Origin of the sequence: Lysinibacillus sp. FSL H8-0500, from assembly GCF_038051955.1 — a bacterium.
Classification (GTDB): Bacteria; Bacillota; Bacilli; order Bacillales_A; family Planococcaceae; genus Lysinibacillus; species Lysinibacillus macroides.
This window is the reverse complement of record NZ_CP150292.1, coordinates 3,538,076-3,559,526: the sequence shown is the minus strand read 5'-3', so window position 1 is coordinate 3,559,526 and position 21,451 is coordinate 3,538,076. Positions and strand designations below refer to the sequence as shown.

Genomic DNA, 21,451 nt, shown 5'->3' with positions numbered 1-21,451 from the left:
TTGATATTCGGTGGTGTATATTTTTTTAAATAATTAAGCCGACAATAATGGCTGTTAAAATACTAACAAGTGTTGCTCCGTATAATAATTTTAAGCCGAAGCGCGCAACAACATTGCCCTGCCTTTCATTTAGCCCTTTGACTGCCCCAGCGATAATACCGATAGACGAAAAATTGGCAAAGGATACAAGAAATACAGAAATAATGCCCAACGTACGCTCGCTTATGGATGAGGCAACTTCTCCAAGATTAATCATCGCGACAAATTCATTGGTTACTAATTTGGTTGCCATGATGCCTCCAGCAGTCACAGCGTCAGCCCATGGAATCCCCATTAAGAAAGCAATCGGTGCAAAGATATAGCCTAATATTTCTTGGAAGGATAACCCAATAATCATACCAAATAAGGAATCAATCAAATTCATTAAGGCAACAAAGCCAATGAGCATTGCACCCACAATGATGGCGACTTTAAAGCCATCCATAATATATTCCCCAAGCATTTGAAAGAAAGCCTGCCTCTGCTCATCCTCAATCGTTAAAATATCTTCGTTTGCTGCTACAGTATATGGATTAATAATGGAGACAATAATAAAGCCACCAAACAAGTTCAGTACAATCGCTGTTACCACATATTTAGGCTCAATCATGGTCATATATGCGCCAACCACTGACATCGAAACAGTTGACATAGCGGAAGCACATAATGTATACATACGCTGTGGAGAAAGCTTGTCTAATTGTTTTTTAACCGTAATAAATACCTCAGATTGTCCCACCATTGCAGAGGCAACAGCATTATAGGACTCCAATTTCCCCATGCCATTGACTTTACTGAGCAAGAAGCCAATCCATTTCATAAAGAACGGTAGAATTTTAAAATGCTGCAAAATGCCAATCAAGGCGGATATAAAGACAATCGGTAATAACACAGTGAGAAAGAAGGGTGATTCTCCTTCATTTGTTAAGCCTCCAAAAACAAAGGAAATGCCCGCATTTGCATAGGATAATAAATGGTCAAATACATTGGTGACAGCTTTAATCAGTACATAGCCAACCGTTGTATTGAGCAATAGGGCTGCCAAGAGAAATTGGATCACTAACATCAGCACGATATTTTTGTATTTTATTTCTTTTTTGTTTTTACTTACTAACAGCGCTAAAGCAAAAACGAGTAGTAATCCACAAAGGGATAGTAAGTACCTCATAAGTTCCTCCATCCATATAGATAATTATTTTAAGTGCTTCAATTACGATATAGAAACTCTTTTTATTGTGTGGAGCTTTGGCGATATTATGTTGATTGTTTTATGCAAAATTAGTAAGTATTTTTTGTTTTTATGAAACCAACTGTTAAATGCTTACGACTATAGAGTGAACAGGAGGTGTTTGTGTGAGTGAGCATTTAGCGAGCGTTATGGAGAAGTATGGGGAGTATTGTTTGCGTGTGGCTTATTTGTATGTTAAGGATTGGTCGATTGCTGAGGAAATTGTACAGGATGTATTTTTTGCCTATTATCGTCAGCAGGAACGCTTTGAACAAAGGGCATCTTTAAAAACCTATTTAGTAAAAATTACTGTACATAAAAGTCGTGATTATCTACGAAGCTGGAAAAATAAAAGATATATCTTATTGGAAAAATTACATATCGGGGCAAGTAAACGAACACCAGAAATGACTGTAGTGGAGATAGATGAACGACAAACATTGACGTTGGCATTGTTTCAACTACCTATTTCATATAGGGAAGTAGTGATTCTTTATTATTATCAGGAATTAAAAATTCGAGAAATCGCGGAGATTCTAACATGCTCAGAAAATACAGTGAAAACGAGATTGCATCGAGCAAGAAAAATGCTATATGAGCTATTAGATGAACAAGAATGGGAGGTGCTAGAGGATGACAGCTTTTAAAAATAAGTTAGATAAAGAGCTAGGGGAGGCACCACGATTTTCAACATCTCTACAGCAGGATATTGTGAAGCGGGTGCAGCAGAAACAAAAACCGATAAGACAATGGCGATACTCAATTATTATGGTGGGGGCAATCATGTTGATCTTCTTATTGATCAAAACAGATCCGTTTCATCAACTAGAGGGCGAGCAGCAGGCTTCCATTATACAATTGGCACGGCAGCAAGATATTACGATGTATACAGTAGCTCACAGTCGGAACGAAGAATCCTTTCAGGCTGGCAAACCAGGCTGGATCATAGGGCAGGATATTTTTAACAATACAGCAGACAAGGAACTGCTACAGTCATTATTACAGCAAGCAACGGCTACACAAATGCAGATGGATGATGAATTTGGCTTTATAAAGATGGATATATGGATAGCCTTTGAGGATGGGCAGGCTGTCAAGCTAAAAATTATGGTTAACGATCAACAATTACTGCTAAAGGATTACACACAACAATCTGTCTATCTTGTCAATGATCCACAAAAGATAGCTACTTTTTTAGCCCATATTGATGAAAATAAAAAGGAATTCACGATGGGCAATTTCTTTACATTCCTTATTATTTTACTGTTAGGCACATGGCTGATTGAAAAATGGATAAGGAAAAAATTTAATATACCAAAGGGCTATGTGAATACCGCACATCAACGTGCTACACGAATAATGAAGATTTGTAATACAGTCATGCCAATAATAATGCTACTAACCAATTGGTTTCTCTATACAGCAGTAATTGGTAGCTACCTTATGATTACTGTGGCTAGCTCTATTTTTATAGATTATTACTATGGCAGAGAGGAAAAAAGACATTATCTGTCGATTACTTGGGCTCTAATAGGTATACCTGCGCTTATTATTTTCCTGATATATATGACGTAATAAAGTGAACCCTCAATCAGTGGACGTTTTCGCACGTCTCCTACTGATTGGTGATAGAGGAGTACCTAAATACGGGATAAAAAAACGCAAAAAAGATGCCTTAAAATGACTTTAGGGCATCTTTTTGTGTAAGGTGTAATTTAAAAATAGGATATAAATAATAGGCAGAAGCACCGTAATGAGGACGATACCATGCCACTTCAAATGCAGCCATATTGGACTAAGTAAGGTGCTTCCAGCGGCAACACCAATATAATAGGAAACAAGGTATAAGCTTGAAGCAAGTCCCTTTTGATGGCTAGCCGTCCGACTCACTGTTGCAGATGTTAAGGAATGGGTTGTAAAAAATCCTAAACAGGCAATACAAAGCCCAACAATAATCAGCGTAAGGGAGGTGCTGAGTGTACATAAAATACCACTTACTAATAACAGCACACCGACTGTTCTAATTTTAGCGATGCCTACTTTATTGGCAAGGGCATTCGCAATAGGCGAACCAACAATACCTAAACCATAGGCTAAAAAAATAAAAGAAATCATTTTTAAAGATAGCGAGAACGGTGGTGCTACTAAATAGTAGGGGATAAATGACCACATCCCTGTAAACGATAATTGCAAAATAATGCCGAAGCCAAAAAGAATCAATAAATAAGGATTTTTTAAATGAAGCCAAAAGCCATGTAAATCTTCTCGAATATAACGAGGTTGGATGGCGAAATTTTTTGATTTAGGAAGGGTTAACCATACTACAATAAAAATAATGCCTCCAAAAAGGGCTAAACAGAGAAAGGCTATCTCCCAAGATTTATATTCTGTTAGATAGCCCATCATTAAGCGTCCAATTGTTCCACCTAGAGCATTGCAAGAAATATATAGTGCTGTTGCAAGCCCCATTGATTGCGGGTGGATTTCTTCACTAATATAGGCAAGTGCTGCTGCGGGAACACCTGCAATAGCAAAGCCTTGAATAAAGCGTAAAATAATAATAACCGCAAATGAGTCTGTTAATGGCATTAAAAGAAAAGGAATAATCGTTAAAAGAATGGAAAATCGAACAAATGGTAAACGTCCGTAGCGATCAGATAAAAAGCCTAAAACGATTAAGCCAATAATGATAGAAAGCGTCGTCATCGACATGGCTAGACTTGCATAGGAAACGGAAATTTGAAATTGCTCTGTAAAAAAAGGGAGCAGGGGCTGCACCGAATACATTGCTGCAAAGACAAACACCGAGGCTCCTCCTAAGCTCATAACAATTATCCAAAATTGTCGATCTTGCATGGAATACCCTTTTGTGAAATTTTCCATAAGAAACCTCTCTTACTTCATTTGCTCTGGTAACCATAGTGATAATTGTGGAATTAACACAACTAAGGCTAAGAATACAATCATTAGGATGATAAATGGAATAACGCCTTTTACAACCTCACCAAGTTTTTGTTTGGCAATACCACTAACGACAAAGAGATTTAGCCCTACTGGTGGTGTAATCATCCCTAATTCCATATTAATTGTCATAATAATCGCAAAGTGAATTAAATTAATATCGAAATGCGCAAGAATCGGCAGAAGAATTGGTAATGTGATTAAAATAATCGAAACAGCCTCCAAGAACATGCCCATCACAAAGAATAACAGGTTAACAATAATCATAAAGATCCATTTATTCATATCACTTTCAGCAATCCAGGCACCGACTTGCTGTGGTACTTGTGCATTTGTTAAATATAAGCCAAATAATGAAGCCGCACCAATAATTAAGAAAATCATCGCTGTAATATTAATAGATTCTACTAAAACCTCACGGAAATCCTTTAGCTTCATTTCACGATAGATAAATAAGGAGACGACAAGACCATAGAACACAGCAATAACTGCTGATTCAGTTGGTGTCACAATTCCTGAATAAATCGTTCCTAAAATTAAGAATGGTAGAAACGCACCCCAAATTGCTTTTAAGGATTTACGACCACGTTCCTCCCAAGTAGCTGGTTCATCCCCTTTAAAGCCATTGCGCTTTGCATAAACGATCGCAGCAATGATTAAAATACCTGTTAGCGCTAAACCAGGAATAACCCCAGCCATAAATAATTCACCGATAGATTGCTCTGACGTAATCCCATAAATAATTAATGGAACACTTGGTGGAATTAAAATACCCAACGTACCGCCAGCAGCCACAAGTCCCATGGAGTAACGTTTTTTATAGCCCGCTGAAATCATAGCAGGAATCATAATAGAGCCGATCGCTGCGGCTGTAGCAGGTGAAGAACCTGAAATTGCTGCGAAAATAGCACAGGCAACAATGGTTACAACTGCAAGCCCCCCTGGAAGATGTCCAATCCATGCACGTAAAGCCTCAATCAGATATTTTGAAATACCACCACGTGCCATTAATACCCCAGCAAGCACAAAGCCTGGAATCGCCATCATAGGGAAGGAATCCAAAGCTGTAAAAACACGCTGTGGAACCATATTCATATTAAAGTCAACTTGGAAAAGTACAAAAATAGTTGACAGTGCTAAGCTAATCGCGACTGGTACACGTAAAAATAGTAATAAAAAGAAACTAAGTAAGAGGATTAGCATATTCTTCATCCTTTCCTCGTAGAATATTCACTAATCTTTCTACGAACCTTAGTAAAAATAAAACACCTGAAAGCGGTAGGACTAAATAGACAATCCACATCGGTATACCAATATCCAGTGATACCATGCCTGATGTATAACGATTTTCAACTAAAATAAAGCCGTAATAGGTGTAAATAACACAAAAAACGATACTTAAGCCTGTTGCCACTAAATCTAGTAGACGCTTCATAGAAGGCTTTAACTTGTCATATAAAATATCTACTTGGATATGATGATTATGTTTTAAGGCTAAGCCAAAGCCTAAAAATGTACCCCAAATAATTGCATAACGAGCTAATTCCTCTACCCAGGCTTGTGGTTCATTAAATATGTAACGCATAAGGACACCGTAAAAAATAAGCACGATACCTGCTACGAAAAAAATACCAGCGAGGATTTCCTCCAAGTAGTCCCAGAGTTTATATAAGGCTTTCATAGTATTGCCTCCTTTAGTTAAAGTTTAAAACGGGTGCCCTAATGCCATATCTTAGCACCCGTTTATACAAGATGAATGTAAGCGATTTATAAAAAAGAATCTGCAGAGATTTTGTAGGATAGCTGCCTAGCAAGGATCATCAGCTTTCTATATGTTCTGATCCTCCTTATTGCTTACCCGTGAAAATATAGCAGATTCTTAATATTTAAACTATTTAATTATTAGAATAGTAAGATATTTTTTGTTATTTTAAATCACGGATACCATTAATTAATTCTTCTGTAATAACATCAGTAAATTCTTCATATACTGGTTCAAGCTGTGTCTTAATCGCTTCTTTTTGAGCATCAGTTAACTCTGTTACTTCGATGCCAGAGTTTTTAATATTTTCAAAGGATTTTTCATTTTCTTCCGTTGCTAAATCCCAAGCTAATGTAGTTGCTTCATCTAAGGATTCCTCGACTGCTGCTAATAAATCAGTAGGGATACCTTCCCAGAATGTTTTATTAACAAAGATCGCGTAGTCTAGGCGACCATGTGCAGATACTGAAAGATAGTTTTGTACTTCTTGATATTTTTGCGTATCGAAATTATTAAATGGATTTTCTGCACCATCTACTGTACCTTGCTGTAATGCTGCATATGTCTCACCAAAAGCAATTGTTGCAGAGCCAGCATTTAATGCTTTAAATTGAGCTTCTAGTACTTTTCCTGCCTGTGCACGGAATTTTAAGCCTTTAAAATCTTCGACATTGACAAGTGGATGCTTATTGTTTGAGAAATGCTTAAAGCCATTTTCCCAGAAAGCTAAGCCTTTAATATCGTTTGCTGCTAATTGATCGGATTCTAAAATTGTTTTTGCTAAATCAGAATTAAAGAACTTACGAACATGCTCTTGATTTTCAAAAAGATATGGCATATCAACATATTGCCAACGTGGGTCGATTTTTACCATTTTTGTGACAGAAGGAGCAATCATATGAACATTCCCAGATACAAGTGCATCTAACTCATCGTTATCACCATATAATTGAGAAGAAGGGTAAACTTCTACTTTCACTTTACCTTCTGTTTTTTCATCTACTAATTTTGCGAATGCATCCGCTGCTTTTCCTTTAACACTATCAATAGATGTTACATGTGAAAATTTAATCACAAGTGGTTTTTCTTTTGTATAACCACCATCGCCTTCTGCTGCTGGAGCAGAGTTTTCTTTTTTGTCACCGCCACCACAAGCTGCTAATGCAAGCACGAGTACAGCCATAAGCGTCATAAGAAGCCATTTTTTCATTACATATCCCCCTAAATGTTATGTTTATAGTTAAAAGGTTTCCCTTCTGAACCCAAGTTAGTGCTGTGATTGATTTTTCGGAAGTGCTTCAATATATTTTTTGCCATAGTTATCCGCATAATAACGATAAACAGGCTCAAAGGTAGATGCCCATTCCTCCAGATCTTTATCAGATAAACGATGAATTTGAATACAATCACATGCTTCCATTTCCTCTAGGCGCTCTGCCGTTAAATCTTCTGCAAGCTGCCACTCCCATTCTTCTACTTCCTCTAATGTCTCAATAAGTAGTGTTTGCACATCCTTTGGGAGCGAGTTCCAAAACTCATGATTCATTAATAATAAATAGCCAAGATAGCCATGGTTACTAATGGTTAAATAGTCTTGCAGCGAATATAAATTTTTACTTGTAATATTTGTCAGTGTATTTTCCTGACCATCAACATTGCCTTTTTGCAGCTGATGAAAGACAGTATTAAAATCAATGTGCTTTGGATAGGCACCTACAATAGAGAATTGTTCAGCTAAAATATCGCTAGGCATAATTCTTACACGCAAGCCCTGTAAATCTTGTACGGTTTTGATAGGGCGAATACTATTGCTAAGCTGCTTAAACCCGCTATCCCAGACACCCATTGGCAATAGATTATGGGTATTTAATTTGGTCATTAAAGTTTGACCAACATGACTCTCAATATATGTATGAACTTCATCTGCATTTTGGAATGCATAAGGTAAATCCATAACAGACCATTCAGGTACAAGTGTTGTAATTTTTGAAATGGCAGGGGCAATCATTTGAATATCGCCACGTAATAGCGCATTTAGCTCCTCGCCATCCTTATAAAGAACACCATTTGGAAACACTTGAACTTCGATATAGCCATTACTACGTTCTTTCACTAACTCTGCAAATTTTAAGGCTGCCATACCTTTAGGTGTGTTTTCACCGACTACATGCGAAAATCGAATAACGATTTGTTCCTCATGACTTAATTGCTCATTATCAGTAGGGTAAACGTCTTCTTGGCATGAAACTAACATAATTGTCAGCAAAATGAGAACGCTACCAGAAATGTATATTAAACGATTGATCCACATAGAAATTCACTCCTAATTTTATAAGATGTGAACAGTTTTGATTGTAGCCTATTTCGATAAATACTCAATATTATGGTTTTAATGGACATTTTGGTATTTATGGTATATAACAATTCATTATTTTAATAAACTGTTACAAGACAGATATTTTTCTAAATATAGAAAAAGAATCTGTCTTTTTCTTTGGGATAGTAACTAAAAGAGATTTTAATCTCCAAGAAAAAGGCAGATTCTTATTATTTAATAGAATAATATTTTGTTGGCCGGCCCACTGTTCCATATTGTAATTCAATTTTGACAGTTCCTTTTGTTGCTAAAAAGTCTAAATATTTTCGTACAGTTACTCTAGCCATCCCAACATTTTGAGCAAGCTGTTCAGAGGTGATGGCTGTTTGATGTGTTGTTAAATAATCAAGAATTTGCTGCATGGTTAGTATATTTAATCCTTTTGGAAGCTCCAATGACTCATGTTGAATACCCAGCCATTGATCGATATCCTCTTGACGGAATGTTTGTGAGCTTTGGAGCTTTTTAGTAGAGCTTTTATATTGTTGTAAGGCTTTTTCAAAGCGTTCAAAACGAAATGGCTTAATAAGGTAATCGATAGCTCCTAGTCGAAGAGCTTCTTGTACTGTAGGTGCATCCCTTGCCGCAGTAATCATAATAATATCAGAGGGCACACGCTCTGCACGAAGCTTTAAAAATAGCTCCATCCCCGTCATATCTGGTAAAAACATATCTAGTAAAACGAGGTTTGGCTGTTTTTTTATAATTTGCTGATAGGCATCATGGCCATTTACAGATTCACCTACAAGTTGAAAACCATTCAATCTCGTTAAAAAACCTTTATTAACCTCAAGTACCATTGGATCATCTTCTACGATAAATACGGATAGATTACTCATTGTTCTTCAGTCACCCCTATTTCGATTGTAATTATTGTTCCAACATTGACGGTTGATTCTACTTGAATAATTCCATTGTTCGATTCTACAATTTGTTTAACAAGGGCAAGTCCAATACCATGTCCACTTTTACCTTTTGTCGTAAAGCCATAATCAAAAATTTGCTGTGCACTGCCAGCAATTCCTTTACCACTATCCTGTACTTCAATAAATAAATGCTGCTTATCGCCAATTAATGTAAGATGAACATCCTTATGTGGACGGTCAAAGCAGGCCTCCATAGCATTGTCCAATAAATTACCAATAATGGTTACCATATCGCCACTGGAAAAACCACTGATAAAATCCATAAGCATTGAACTGTCATCAATGCTCAGTTCTACACCAAGCTCTTTCGCACGTGAAAATTTACCGAGTAATAATCCTTGAATGGAATAGTCTTGAATTTTATCATGTAAGCTTTGAATAATTTCTTCCTCATCTGTTATTTCATCAATAATTAAGCTTAGAGCATCTTCATCTCGTTCCAGTTGAATTAATCCTGCAATGCTATGTAAACGGTTCATATATTCATGCTGTTGGGCACGTAATGAATCCACCAGTATTTTGATACCTGTTAGTTCCTCGGCTAGCATATTGGCCTCTTTTCGATCTGTCAGCATAATAAGATAGCCAGCATTACGTTCCATAATGCGTATGGGGAAGGTACGCACTAAATACATCTGGTCAAACATTAAAAGTGGTCGATACGCTTCATGCTGCTGTAGCATATCTTCTGCTAGCCAAGTTCCTCGAAATAAAGCTTTTCTCGAAATTTGCTGTCCAAAGAAATGCGTATATTGCCTTGCGAGTCCATTAATAAAGGTGACATTTGCATGTTCATCTGTAGCTAAAATACCAATGTCCATGGCTTGAATAATACCAGAGCGTTCTTCCACTAAACGAGCTATTTCATAGGGCTCTAAGTTCAGTGTTTGTCGCTTTAAGTGGTTAGCTACCCAGACAGACCCACCTAAACCAATGGCTAGACCCCAAAACAGAGACATTAATATGTCCAATTGATATTCATCTACAAGGTCATACCATTTTGGGGCAAGCAGTCCAACAGTAATGACACCGACTTGCTTTGTACCATCTTCATTCATAATAGGTACAAAAGCTCTTATCGAATAACCTAAAACCCCACGTGCTTTTGATATATATTCATGTTGTGAAAATGCTTCAGTTTCATCGCCTCCCTCAAAAACTGTGCCAAGCCGTTTTTCAGAGGGATGTGAGTAGCGAATACGGTTCATATCGATAATCACAATGTAATCGACATCTGTTGTTAGGCGAATACGCTCTGCAATCGGTTGAATAACGTCAAAACCTGTAGGCTTCCCCACATTGTTTTGCACGTCTGTTAGCTGGGATACAGTTCTGGCAATGGCAATGGCTCGTGCACCAAATTCTTTTTCAAGAGCTACAGCAAGATTATGAATCATAATTGCTCCACTTGTAGCAATTGAGAAAATAACAATGATAAATGAAAAAATAAACATTTTTAATCGTAGCGAAATATTTTTCATAGGACGATGGATACTCCTTTAAGCAAGCGATCACCTCTATTTAGATATACAAGAAAAACAAATGAAGAAATTCATTCTATTATAAATTAACATAATCTTTTGCTTGTTGTAATACAATATTCATAGAAAAGACTATTTTTAATTGTGTAATATAACAGTTTTTTGCTATGTATAACGTTGTAATTATTTGGTTCCCTAAAATCCGTATGATAAGTGGAAGATTGAAGCAACAGTGTGAGAGGGCTTTTACCGTTGAATCTGTAAAAAGCTCGTAGTAATAATTTAATAAAATAGGTATCTATTATTTAGGGGTGTACATTGTCAGATGTTTAAAAATATATATTCGAATAATAAAAATATAAAAATAAAAATTAGTTAGTAGTGAATATACGAAGCATATATTTGATTTATTTTCCTATAAATTCATTAAAAGATGAATGAATGATTGCTTTTGGATGGTTGTCTTTAATTTATCTCAATAAAAATGAGGTATTTTTGGATTAAAATTCTCTCTTATTCTTAATATTTCTTATTTGAAATTTTTGTATGAGGAGGGAATATACATAAAATTTAAATTAGATAAGATAAGGAAATCACCAGAGAATGTGAAAATATACACAAAGTTAATTATTTTAATAAAATGAAATATTATTTACATAATAGAGTAGAAAAGTAATGTTAGCTAAATGATGCACTGATTTTTCTTAGATAAACCCGGTTATACTAAGGTGTTGTAAGGTTTTGATAATATGAAGCAAGGATTTTAAAATAAAAAACTTTTTGGAGAAATAATATTTTTTAGAAAAATATCTTGCATTTGAATAATTCTTAGTGGTAAATTGTTTTACATGGACGTTCATAGAATTTTCACAGGTAGCAAAAGAGGGGAGAAATGAGAATTTATGAATAAAAATAGATGGTTAATTGCATTATCAGCGATTGCGATTCATCTTTCAATCGGTGGAGCCTATGCATATAGTGTATATAAGATACCGATTGTTACAGAGATGGGATGGAGTGAGACAAATGTAACAGTGGCCTTTACCATTATGATGGGGCTTGCAGGTTTTGCGGCTGCATTATTTGGTAGCCTAGTAGAAAAGATGGGACCACGTAAATCCGCAATGGTAGCAGCTGTGTTATTTGGAGCAGGACAGGCTGGTGCAGGTGTAGCGATTGCAATGGATTCCGTAGTAATGTACTGGTTAACATATGGCGTTTTAAGTGGATTAGGTATGGGGATTGGTTATATTGCGCCTGTATCGACACTCGTAAAATGGTTCCCAGATCGCCGTGGTTTAGCTACAGGGATGGCTGTGCTTGGTTTTGGCTCTGGTGCATTGATTACAGCGCCCGTTGCAGCTAACTTAATGGAGGCAGTGGGTATTTCTACTACATACTTTATTTTAGGGGCAAGTTATTTCACGTTAATGATTGTAGGGGCTTCCTATATAGCACCGCCTAAGCCTGATTATATGCCAGCAAATATGAAGGCTGCTGCTGACAGTGGCAAAGCGGTTGTCAAAAAAGATTTAGCAGTAATGTCAGCACGTGAAGCTGTGAAAACAAAGAATTTTTGGATGCTATGGTCAATGCACTTAGTCAATGTAACAGCAGGTATTATGATGATCTCTGTTGCTTCTCCAATGGCACAGGAAATTGTGGGTCTATCAGTGGCAGGAGCTGCAGCAATGGTAGGGATTATGGGATTATTCAATGGCGGTGGCCGTTTAATCTGGGCTGCTGTGTCTGATTATATTGGTCGTTCAAATGTTTTCGTTATTTTCTTTACAGCGCAGTTAATTACATTTATCGTGTTACCACATACAACAAACGTTATACTTTTCCAAGCACTTATTTTCTTAGTTGTTAGTTGTTATGGTGGTGGCTTCTCAAACCTACCTGCGTTTGCAAGTGATCTATTTGGTACAAAGCAGCTTGGTGTGATTCATGGTTATCTATTAACAACTTGGTCATTAGGTGGTATTTTTGGACCGCTGTTAGTCAACACGATTAAAAATTCATATGGAAGCTATATTCCTGTATTCTATGTATTTGCAGGGCTAATTGCTGCTTCATTAATTATCTCCATTACATTACGTGCAAATGTGCGTAAACAAATCGCTTTAAAAGCAGCGTCACAAAATGTTGGAGATGTTTCGACAACACAATAAATCTTTCGGGGACTATATAGATGTCATTTCACATAGGACATTTATATAGTCTTTTTTGCTAGCCTTTGTTATATAACAATCTTTATTTAATATATAACAGTGTAGATTTGCTGTCAATCGCCTTCTAGGAAATAAAGAGATTTCATGCATTGAATATGAAAAATTGAATCCTTTTATACAAAACAACGTATATAAGATAAATAGGGAGGGATTTGTAATGGGAAAATTTTCTTTAAACGAGTTTGTGCGTAAAACACAGCAGGATGATCAGGAAAATGATTATTTCGAGCTAGAAACAGAGCGTGTGTTAGAGGTTAATCTAAATGGTGATGTATGGTCTAAAATGGGCGCGATGATTTCTTACACAGGCGATATTAAATTTGAACGTGAACGTGTGCTAGAGCATGGGCTTGGCAAAATGTTTAAAAAGGCGTTAACAGGTGAAGGTACGCAACTCATGAAAGCGAGTGGGAAAGGTCGGCTTTATTTAGCAGATCAAGGAAAGAAAATTACCGTTTTTGATTTGAATAAGGAAAGTATCTGTGTCAACGGCAATGATTTACTGGCGTTTGAGCCAAGCATTGAGTGGGATATACGGTTAATGCGTAAGATGGCTGGGATTATGTCAGGTGGTTTATTTAATGTCACATTACAGGGAACAGGGAAAGTAGCGATTACCACACATTTTGAACCATTGACATTATTGGTGAAGCCAGGCGAAACGGTCTATACAGATCCACACGCAACGGTTGCATGGTCAGGTAATTTAATGCCTGAGTTTAAAACAGATATTAGCTTCCGTACATTTATCGGACGTGGTAGTGGTGAATCCATCCAAATGGCTTTTTCAGGTGAAGGCTTTGTTATTATCCAGCCATTTGAAGAAGTTTATATGTCAGGTGAAAGCTAAAAAAGCGTGTCCATTATTTTTAGGACACGCTTTTTTATTATAATGCTGCATGCATACCGGCGATTCGTCCTGTAACAAGGGCAGAGGTGATATTATAGCCACCTGTATAACCATGAATATCCAGGATTTCACCACAGAAGAACAAGCCTTTCTTTTTCTTAGAAGCCATTGTTTTCGGCTCGATTTCTTTGACAGAGATGCCACCACCTGTTACAAAAGCCTTATCGAGAGATTGTGTACCGCTAACAGTGAATGTAAAGTTGACAAGTAGACGTGCCAATTGACGTATTTTTTCTTGGGACAATTCAGTACCCGTCATTTGCACATCAATTTTTGCGCGCTGACATAAAAATAATAGCCAGCGTTCAGGAGCAATACCTCTCCACACATTTTTTACAGCCTTTTTTGGATCGTCCTTTATCAGTTTGTTTAAGGATTGCAGGCAAGTTTCTTCATTATGATCAACAAGCGTTTGAATACGCATCGTCACGGGCTCATAGCCTGTTTTCATTAATTCCTTGACCACAAATTGACTACAGCGTAAAACAGCAGGGCCGCTTAAACCAAAATGGGTAAACAGCATATCCATTTGATGGGTAACAAGCACCTTGCCTTTTTTGTTCAAAACAGAAACAGCGACATCACGTAATGCTAGCCCTTGTAGCTCACGTGCTTGAATAAAATCCTCCTTTGAGAGTACAGGGACCTCTGTTGGAAATAATGTTGTTACGGTATGACCCGCACGTTCTGCCCAAGGGTAACCATCGCCTGTTGAGCCTGTCTGTGGTACAGCTTTCCCGCCAACAGCCACGATGACCGCTTGGCTACGAATTTCTGAGCCATCTGCAAGACGCACACCTAAAATTTTTTCATCATCCATTACAAGCTTACTAACGGCTGTATGCAAACGAACCTCGACATGCAGATGCTGAAGCTGACGAATTAATGCATCCACAACATCTTGTGCACGGTTAGATACAGGGAACATACGTCCATGATCCTCTTCCTTTAGAGCCACACCAAGCCCTTCAAAAAATGCGATAATATCTTCATTATTATAAACTGTAAATGGACTATAGAGAAAACGACCATTGCCAGGGATATGCTTGACGATTTCTTCAACAGGCAAACGATTTGTTACATTACAGCGCCCACCGCCAGAAATGGCTAATTTCTTGCCAAGCTTTGCGCCTTTTTCTAGCAGCAAAACCTTCTTGTTACGCTCGCCAGCAGCAATCGCCGCCATTAAACCAGAAGGGCCACCGCCGATTACAATTACATCATACATAGTTAGAAACTCACTTTCTGTGCAAATTAGGAACCTTTCCTATTATACATGAAGTCTATAGAGGGAAGGGCTTCTTTCGCATTGAAAAGAATAGAAAAGTGCTTTATAATTCTTTATCTCTTCTCTTAATGTAAAGAGTCATTTATAGTACAATGAAACACAAACAATTTGTTATACAATTGGATTGCTAGCATGAAATAAATGTCTTTTCGTGCTATTATGGTAAAGGTTATGCACTAAATTATGAGGTGAAAAATAGAATGTGCGGATTTATAGGTTATATTAATGGAACAAATGTGATTGATCATCATCAAACAATAGAAAATATGATGAATACAATTATTCACCGCGGACCAGATAGCGGTGGTATTCATAGTGACGATAAAGTAACATTAGGTTTCCGTCGATTAAGTATTATTGATTTATCAGAGGTAGCGAATCAACCATTATATAGTGAAGACGGCAATATTGTGCTTGTTTTTAATGGAGAAATTTTTAACTTTCAGGAGCTGCGTGCAGACCTGATTGAAAAAGGTCATACATTTAAAACACAGTCAGATAGTGAAGTTCTTATTTATGGCTATGTTGAATATGGTGTAGATTTTGTGAAAAAGCTACGTGGGATGTTTGCCTTCTGTATTTGGGATAAAAAGAATGATCTACAGTTTATTGCGCGTGATGGCTTTGGCATTAAACCATTGTATTACTCTGAGCATACAACAGACGGCACATTTATTTTCGGGTCGGAAATTAAATCATTTTTACCGCACCCTTCCTTTATTAAAGAATTAAATAAAAAGGCATTGCGTCCTTATTTAACATTCCAATATTCTTCAATGGATGAAACATTCTTTAAAGGCGTTTTTAAATTGCCACCAGCTCACTATATGCTGATTCAAAATGGTCAAAAGCAGCTTGTCCAATATTGGGATAAAAAATTCCATGCACAAGAAGCGCCAATTGACAAATATATTACAGATATCCGTTCAACTGTTAAAGAATCTGTGGAGGCGCATAAAATTAGTGACGTAAAGGTTGGCTCATTCCTCTCAGGTGGGATTGATTCAAGTTATATTACATCCTTATTACGTCCTGATAAGTCCTTTTCAGTTGGCTTTGCAGACTATGAGGATATGTTTAATGAAACACATCATGCTAAAGCATTATCAGATGAATTAAATATTCAAAATGAACGTAAATATATTACAGCAGATGAATGCTTTGAGGCTTTACCAACAATTCAATGGCATATGGATGAGCCTCAGTCCAACCCATCCTCTGTGCCACTTTACTTCTTATCTGAGCTTGCCTCTAAGGATGTAACAGTTGTGCTATCAGGTGAAGGCGCTGATGAAATTTTTGGTGGCTATTCTTGGTATCAAAACTCAGGGAAAATGCAAAAATATGAAAAGCTTCCATTTGGTCTTCGAAAAAAGCTAAGCAGTATGGCAGAGGCGCTACCGAAAAACTCTTATACAAACTTCCTTGTTAAAGGTGGTCAAACTGTAGAGGAACGTTTTATAGGGGAAGCGGTTGTATGGGATGAAGTAGACGCTATTCATGTGTTAAAGCCAGATTATAAAAATGCACCATCTGTTAAATCGATTACCAAGCGTATTTATGATGAAGTACCAGGTGATGACGATGTGACAAAAATGCAATACTTAGATTTAAATCTTTGGATGCCCGGCGATATTTTATTAAAGGCAGATAAAATGAGTATGGCACATTCTATTGAGCTACGTGTACCATTTTTAGATAAAGAAGTGATGGAATTAGCAAAAAATATTCCATCGAGATACCGTGTCAATGATATCGATACAAAATATGTACTACGTCAGGCTGCTCATCAAGAATTACCAGAGGAATGGGCAAAGCGTCCTAAGCTTGGATTCCCGGTACCGATTCGTCACTGGTTGCGCGAAGAAAAATACTACAGTATGGTTAAAGAAATGTTTACAACTGACTTTGCCAATGAGTTCTTCGAAACACAACAATTAGTGAGCTATTTAGATGAGCATTATACAGGGAAGGCAAATCGTGCGCGTTATATTTGGACAGCCTATGTATTTTTAGTGTGGTATAAAAAGTTCTTTGTGGACATGTAATAGTGAGGCACTGTAATCGGTGGGGATTGTCATAATCCTCACCGATTATTTTAAGCCCTTTTTTGCAGTAAACTTTTTCAACGATTTATAGGTTCCATTTTCTAAAATTATGGTAAGATTACAATTGGTTTACTTATCACAGAACGATGTAAAAATGTTACGATAAGAATATTGATTTTACAATGAATGGATGGGTATGATGTCCAATTTAATGAAAGGTACTGCGATATTAACAATGGGGATGTTTTTATCGAAGGTACTCGGATTAATTTATATTTTTCCGTTTTATGCAATTGTCGGCGAGAAGAACATTGCGCTTTACCAATATGCATACATTCCCTACTCGATTATGCTGGCAATCGCCATTTCTGGTGCGCCAATAGCCGTCTCTAAATTTGTCTCCAAATATAATGCAATGGGGGATTATCAATCAGGTCGCAAGCTGATGAAATCCGGCATACTGATTATGATGGCGACAGGCTTTGCAGCATTTATTGCCCTCTTTCTACTTGCAACCCCAATAGCAGGGCTAGTTATTAAGAGTGAGGAGCAGGTCTTTACAGTTGAACAGATTGCTTCAGTAATACGATGGGTTAGCTTTGCCTTAATCGTAGTACCATTTATGAGTCTATGGCGTGGCTTCTTCCAAGGTTACGACAAAATGGAGCCTACCGCCGTTTCCCAATTGGTGGAACAAATTGTGCGAATTGTTGTGTTACTTGGTGGATCGTTCCTAGTGGTTATTGTGTTTAAAGGAAAACCAGAGACAGCCATCTCCTTTGCTGTGTTTGCTGCATTTATCGGGGCAATCGGTGGATTAGGTGTTCTTTATTATTACTGGAAAAAATATCAGCCTGAATTTAACTTATTACGTAGCCAAAGTGTGACTTCTACACAGCTACCAATATCCAATATTTATAAAGAAGTGATTACCTATTCGATTCCAATGGTATTTGTCGGGGTAGCCAATCCATTATTCCAATTAGTTGATATGCTGACGTTTAACGGAGCTATGACGTCTATTGGATTAGCAGAGGTAACAGATACTTATTTATCAATGATCAACTTTATGACCCATAAGGTTGTGATTATTCCTGTTATGCTAGCAACAGGCTTCTCGATGGCACTTGTTCCAACTATCACTAAGTACTTTACGCAAGGTGAGTATTTAGCATTACGTCATGCAATGGATAAAACGTATCAAATTTTGATTTTTATTACATTGCCAGCGGTAGCAGGTATTTCACTATTAGCCAATGAAATTTACTTTATGCTGTATTCTGAAAGTGAAATGGGTGCTACCATTTTAGCGCATTATGCACCTGTGGCAATTTTATTTGCCTTATTCCAAGTCACAGCAGCTTTGCTACAAGGCATTGACTTTCAAAAGTGGATTGTGCTTAGCTTACTATCAGGAATTTTGGTGAAGCTAGCGCTAAATATTCCATTAATCCGTTGGTTAGAGGCAGATGGTGCGATTGTTGCAACAGCTATAGGCTATAGTGTATCTATACTAATTAATATATTAGTGCTACGCCAAACGTTGAATTATCGATCCGACGTAGTGGTGCGCCGCGTAGCATTAATTGTTCTCTTAACAATCACAATGGCTATTAATGTGTTGCTTGTACACAAGCTATTGGAAGTAACAATGGGACCTGTTGATAGTAAACTTTCGGCATTATTAGTTTCTATTATTTGTGCAGGTGTCGGTATAGTCGTGTATGGCTTCCTGTCATTGCGTTTAGGACTAGCACAAAAATTACTGGGTGAACGATTAACACGCATTACAAGCAAACTGGGAATTAAATAGGAGTGGTACGGTGCGTTTAGATAAATTACTAGCAAATATGGGCTATGGTTCTCGTAAGGAAGTAAAGCAGCTGTTAAAACAAAAAGCTGTAACCGTAGATGGTGATTATGTGAAGGATGCAGCATTACATGTAGATCCTGATAAGCAGGTTGTTGCTGTCTATGGAGAGCATGTTGTTTATACAGAGTTTGTTTATTTTATGATGAATAAACCACCAGGTGTTATTTCTGCAACAGAAGATTTACGAGAGGAAACGGTGATTGATTTATTAGAGCCTTTACACCAGCATTTTCAACCTTTTCCTGTTGGTCGACTAGATAAAGATACGGAAGGCTTATTATTATTAACCAACGATGGCGTATTAGCGCATAATTTATTATCACCGAAAAAGCATGTGCCAAAGGTTTATTATGCGCAGATTGATGGTGTAGTAACAGCAGAGGACGCTGAGAAATTTGCTGCTGGCGTCGAGCTAGATGATGGTTATCTAACAAAGCCAGGCAAGCTCGTCATTTTAAGGTCTGCCCAGCAATCGGAAATCGAGCTTACGATACAGGAAGGAAAGTTTCATCAGGTTAAGCGCATGTTTGAGGCTGTTGGCAAGCATGTAACATACCTAAAGCGTCTATCGATGGGATCTCTAACATTAGATGACAGTCTAGCATTAGGTGAATATCGAGCGTTAACGCCAGAAGAGCTAGATCATCTACAAAGTCAACAGTAACAGTTCCTCGATGCTATCTGATTAGCATCGAGGGATTTTTTGTATACAGTATATGAAGAGTCACTGTATAATATAAAATATGTTATGGTGGTATAGCCATAGAAGAAACCAGTTTCTAAAAAATGATGGCGAAAGTAAATAGAGGGCAATGATAATGAAAAACCTACGTATTAAATTATTACTATCTTTAATAACTTTTGCAGTTATACTTGTGGCTGTTGTTTCATATGTAAACAGGCAAATATTAGTAGCAGATATAGAAAAACAAATGGCTATTAATCGAGGCTTAATTGAAAGTCATATTTTGACAGATATGCAAGCGGTAGATTCAGCACAGTTTTATTTTGATGAAAATAGCTCAGATAAGTTAGAGCAGGAACTGAGAAAATTAGCCACCTACTATCGAGAGAACCCGAACATTGCTACTTGGGACCTAGAACAAATAAAAGATAGCATTGGAATGGATATATACATATTAGATCAAACGAATACGGTCGTTTACACAACATTTTACAAGGATCTAGGCTTGAGCTTTGCTAAATGCTGTCAACGTTTTTCTACATTATTGGATGAGCGACGTGCTAGTGGTGAATTTTATACAGATGGCATCGATATTTCAACAACTACTGGAGAATACCGAAAGTATGGCTATCTCGCCACGCACGATAAAAAATATATACTAGAGCTTGGGATGAATTTATTGGATGATCCCATCTTTCAAACCTTTAATTTTGAAAAAACTGCAAATTATTTAATAGGAAAATACACCGATTTAATGGATATTCAAACGATTAATGCAGGTGGTGTATTTTTTAGTAATTCTAAGGCTAAAAGAATTACAGTGCAGGATCAATCAGAGCTGTTTCAGCAGTATTTTGGGCTTGCGTTAAAAAAGATGAAGCCTGTTGAATATCAAAAGACCTTGGATCATGGTCTTACCGAAACACATCTTTTTTTACCCTATGAAGCGGAAGCAGTAAGAGGGGAGTCCTCCAAAAGAATTGTCTATGTAAAGTATGGTAATTTTACAAAATTGGAGGCGCTTCAAAAAAACACGCAGCAATTTTGGTTTACACTGACGATTGCTTTGTTAACCTCCTTTATCATGCTATTAGTGATTAATAAAATTTTATCCAAAACGATGCAGCTTGCCACGTTTGATCCGTTAACAGGTGTTTATAATCGAGCAACTTATCTCAGAAAGTTTGATAAATTAATAAGAAAACAGAAAAACAAGACACCAGGATTATTGTTGGTAGATTTAGATAACTTTAAACAAGTCAATGATCAATTTGGCCATGTCGAAGGGGATACGATCCTGATTGAAACAGCTAGAATTTTAAAGCAGGTAGTAAAAAACAATGGCTTTGTCGTGCGGTTTGGAGGAGATGAATTTGCCGTTGTTCTGTATGATACGACAGAGCTTCATATGCAGCAAATCGCCAATGCCATTTTAACACAAATACGAGCAGCTCGATATAGAGGTAAGCAATGGTCTGTATTATCGGTCAGCTTGGGCGGTGCTGTTTATCATCGTGAAGATACGGAAACAACTCTTTTTAAACGGGCAGATCACGCACTCTATCAATCTAAACATGCTGGAAAAGACCAATATTCTAGCTATGCAGAAGTCGCTGCCACCAAAGAATAATAGAAAGCT

At 37.1% G+C, this 21,451-nt stretch carries 17 protein-coding genes; 8 read left to right on the top strand and 9 right to left on the bottom strand.

The window, feature by feature from the left end:
• Nucleotides 1–25: 25 nt before the first annotated feature.
• Nucleotides 26–1,207 carry a nucleoside transporter C-terminal domain-containing protein gene (locus MHB44_RS16860; protein ID WP_341300125.1) on the bottom strand — a complete coding sequence of 394 codons (1,182 nt, stop codon included), beginning with the start codon at nucleotides 1,205–1,207 and terminating at the stop codon, nucleotides 26–28.
• A gap of 185 nt (nucleotides 1,208–1,392) precedes the next feature.
• Between MHB44_RS16860 and MHB44_RS16855 the strand changes: the two genes are divergently transcribed.
• Together MHB44_RS16855 and MHB44_RS16850 are read left to right on the top strand one after the other, a co-directional pair.
• The gene (locus tag MHB44_RS16855; RefSeq protein ID WP_341300124.1) at nucleotides 1,393–1,914 is read left to right on the top strand and encodes a sigma-70 family RNA polymerase sigma factor; all 522 of its coding nucleotides are present in this window, start codon (nucleotides 1,393–1,395) and stop codon (nucleotides 1,912–1,914) included.
• Nucleotides 1,901–2,842 (top strand): hypothetical protein, encoded by a 942-nt coding sequence (locus MHB44_RS16850; protein ID WP_341300123.1) that lies wholly within the window; start codon nucleotides 1,901–1,903, stop codon nucleotides 2,840–2,842. The genes MHB44_RS16855 and MHB44_RS16850 overlap by 14 nt, the downstream gene beginning before the upstream one ends.
• A gap of 111 nt (nucleotides 2,843–2,953) precedes the next feature.
• On the opposite strand, the gene MHB44_RS16845 is transcribed toward MHB44_RS16850, so the two are convergent.
• The 7 genes from MHB44_RS16845 to MHB44_RS16815 form a co-directional block, all read right to left on the bottom strand.
• Entirely contained in the window at nucleotides 2,954–4,150 is a 1,197-nt protein-coding gene (locus MHB44_RS16845; RefSeq protein ID WP_341300122.1) for an MFS transporter, read from the bottom strand.
• A 12-nt stretch (nucleotides 4,151–4,162) separates the two neighbouring features.
• Nucleotides 4,163–5,431 carry a TRAP transporter large permease subunit gene (locus MHB44_RS16840; protein WP_341300121.1) on the bottom strand — a complete coding sequence of 423 codons (1,269 nt, stop codon included), beginning with the start codon at nucleotides 5,429–5,431 and terminating at the stop codon, nucleotides 4,163–4,165.
• Nucleotides 5,412–5,909, bottom strand: a complete 498-nt coding sequence (locus MHB44_RS16835) for a TRAP transporter small permease (protein ID WP_341300120.1) — start codon at nucleotides 5,907–5,909, stop codon at nucleotides 5,412–5,414. Before MHB44_RS16835 ends, MHB44_RS16840 begins: the two co-directional genes overlap by 20 nt.
• A 244-nt stretch (nucleotides 5,910–6,153) precedes the next feature.
• Nucleotides 6,154–7,200 (bottom strand): DctP family TRAP transporter solute-binding subunit, encoded by a 1,047-nt coding sequence (locus tag MHB44_RS16830; protein WP_341300119.1) that lies wholly within the window; start codon nucleotides 7,198–7,200, stop codon nucleotides 6,154–6,156.
• Between the two features lie 57 nt (nucleotides 7,201–7,257).
• Nucleotides 7,258–8,301, bottom strand: coding sequence for a DctP family TRAP transporter solute-binding subunit (locus MHB44_RS16825; protein ID WP_341300118.1), 1,044 nt, complete (start codon nucleotides 8,299–8,301; stop codon nucleotides 7,258–7,260).
• A gap of 236 nt (nucleotides 8,302–8,537) precedes the next feature.
• Nucleotides 8,538–9,206 (bottom strand): response regulator, encoded by a 669-nt coding sequence (locus MHB44_RS16820; protein WP_341300117.1) that lies wholly within the window; start codon nucleotides 9,204–9,206, stop codon nucleotides 8,538–8,540.
• Nucleotides 9,203–10,774, bottom strand: coding sequence for a sensor histidine kinase (locus MHB44_RS16815; RefSeq protein WP_341300116.1), 1,572 nt, complete (start codon nucleotides 10,772–10,774; stop codon nucleotides 9,203–9,205). The genes MHB44_RS16820 and MHB44_RS16815 overlap by 4 nt, the downstream gene beginning before the upstream one ends.
• Before the next feature lie 902 nt (nucleotides 10,775–11,676).
• On the opposite strand from MHB44_RS16815, the gene MHB44_RS16810 reads away from it, so the two are divergent.
• Together MHB44_RS16810 and MHB44_RS16805 are read left to right on the top strand one after the other, a co-directional pair.
• Nucleotides 11,677–12,948, top strand: coding sequence for an OFA family MFS transporter (locus tag MHB44_RS16810; protein WP_341300115.1), 1,272 nt, complete (start codon nucleotides 11,677–11,679; stop codon nucleotides 12,946–12,948).
• A 217-nt stretch (nucleotides 12,949–13,165) separates the two neighbouring features.
• A complete protein-coding gene (locus MHB44_RS16805; protein ID WP_341300114.1) occupies nucleotides 13,166–13,858 on the top strand; it encodes an AIM24 family protein in 693 nt (230 codons plus the stop codon).
• A 37-nt stretch (nucleotides 13,859–13,895) separates the two neighbouring features.
• Here MHB44_RS16805 and MHB44_RS16800 read toward each other — a convergent pair whose 3' ends face one another.
• Nucleotides 13,896–15,146 (bottom strand): NAD(P)/FAD-dependent oxidoreductase, encoded by a 1,251-nt coding sequence (locus tag MHB44_RS16800; protein ID WP_341300113.1) that lies wholly within the window; start codon nucleotides 15,144–15,146, stop codon nucleotides 13,896–13,898.
• Nucleotides 15,147–15,406: 260 nt separating this feature from the next.
• On the opposite strand from MHB44_RS16800, the gene asnB reads away from it, so the two are divergent.
• From asnB to MHB44_RS16780, 4 genes are all read left to right on the top strand, one after another.
• On the top strand, nucleotides 15,407–17,254 hold the full coding sequence (gene asnB / locus MHB44_RS16795) for an asparagine synthase (glutamine-hydrolyzing) (protein WP_053996635.1): 1,848 nt from the start codon (nucleotides 15,407–15,409) through the stop codon (nucleotides 17,252–17,254).
• A gap of 199 nt (nucleotides 17,255–17,453) precedes the next feature.
• Complete coding sequence (locus MHB44_RS16790) at nucleotides 17,454–19,067, top strand: polysaccharide biosynthesis protein (protein ID WP_083448629.1); 1,614 nt, start codon at nucleotides 17,454–17,456, stop codon at nucleotides 19,065–19,067.
• A 10-nt stretch (nucleotides 19,068–19,077) separates the two neighbouring features.
• Nucleotides 19,078–19,791 carry a pseudouridine synthase gene (locus MHB44_RS16785; protein ID WP_341300112.1) on the top strand — a complete coding sequence of 238 codons (714 nt, stop codon included), beginning with the start codon at nucleotides 19,078–19,080 and terminating at the stop codon, nucleotides 19,789–19,791.
• A gap of 154 nt (nucleotides 19,792–19,945) precedes the next feature.
• The gene (locus tag MHB44_RS16780; RefSeq protein WP_053996632.1) at nucleotides 19,946–21,442 is read left to right on the top strand and encodes a GGDEF domain-containing protein; all 1,497 of its coding nucleotides are present in this window, start codon (nucleotides 19,946–19,948) and stop codon (nucleotides 21,440–21,442) included.
• The last annotated feature ends 9 nt before the right edge of the window (nucleotides 21,443–21,451 follow it).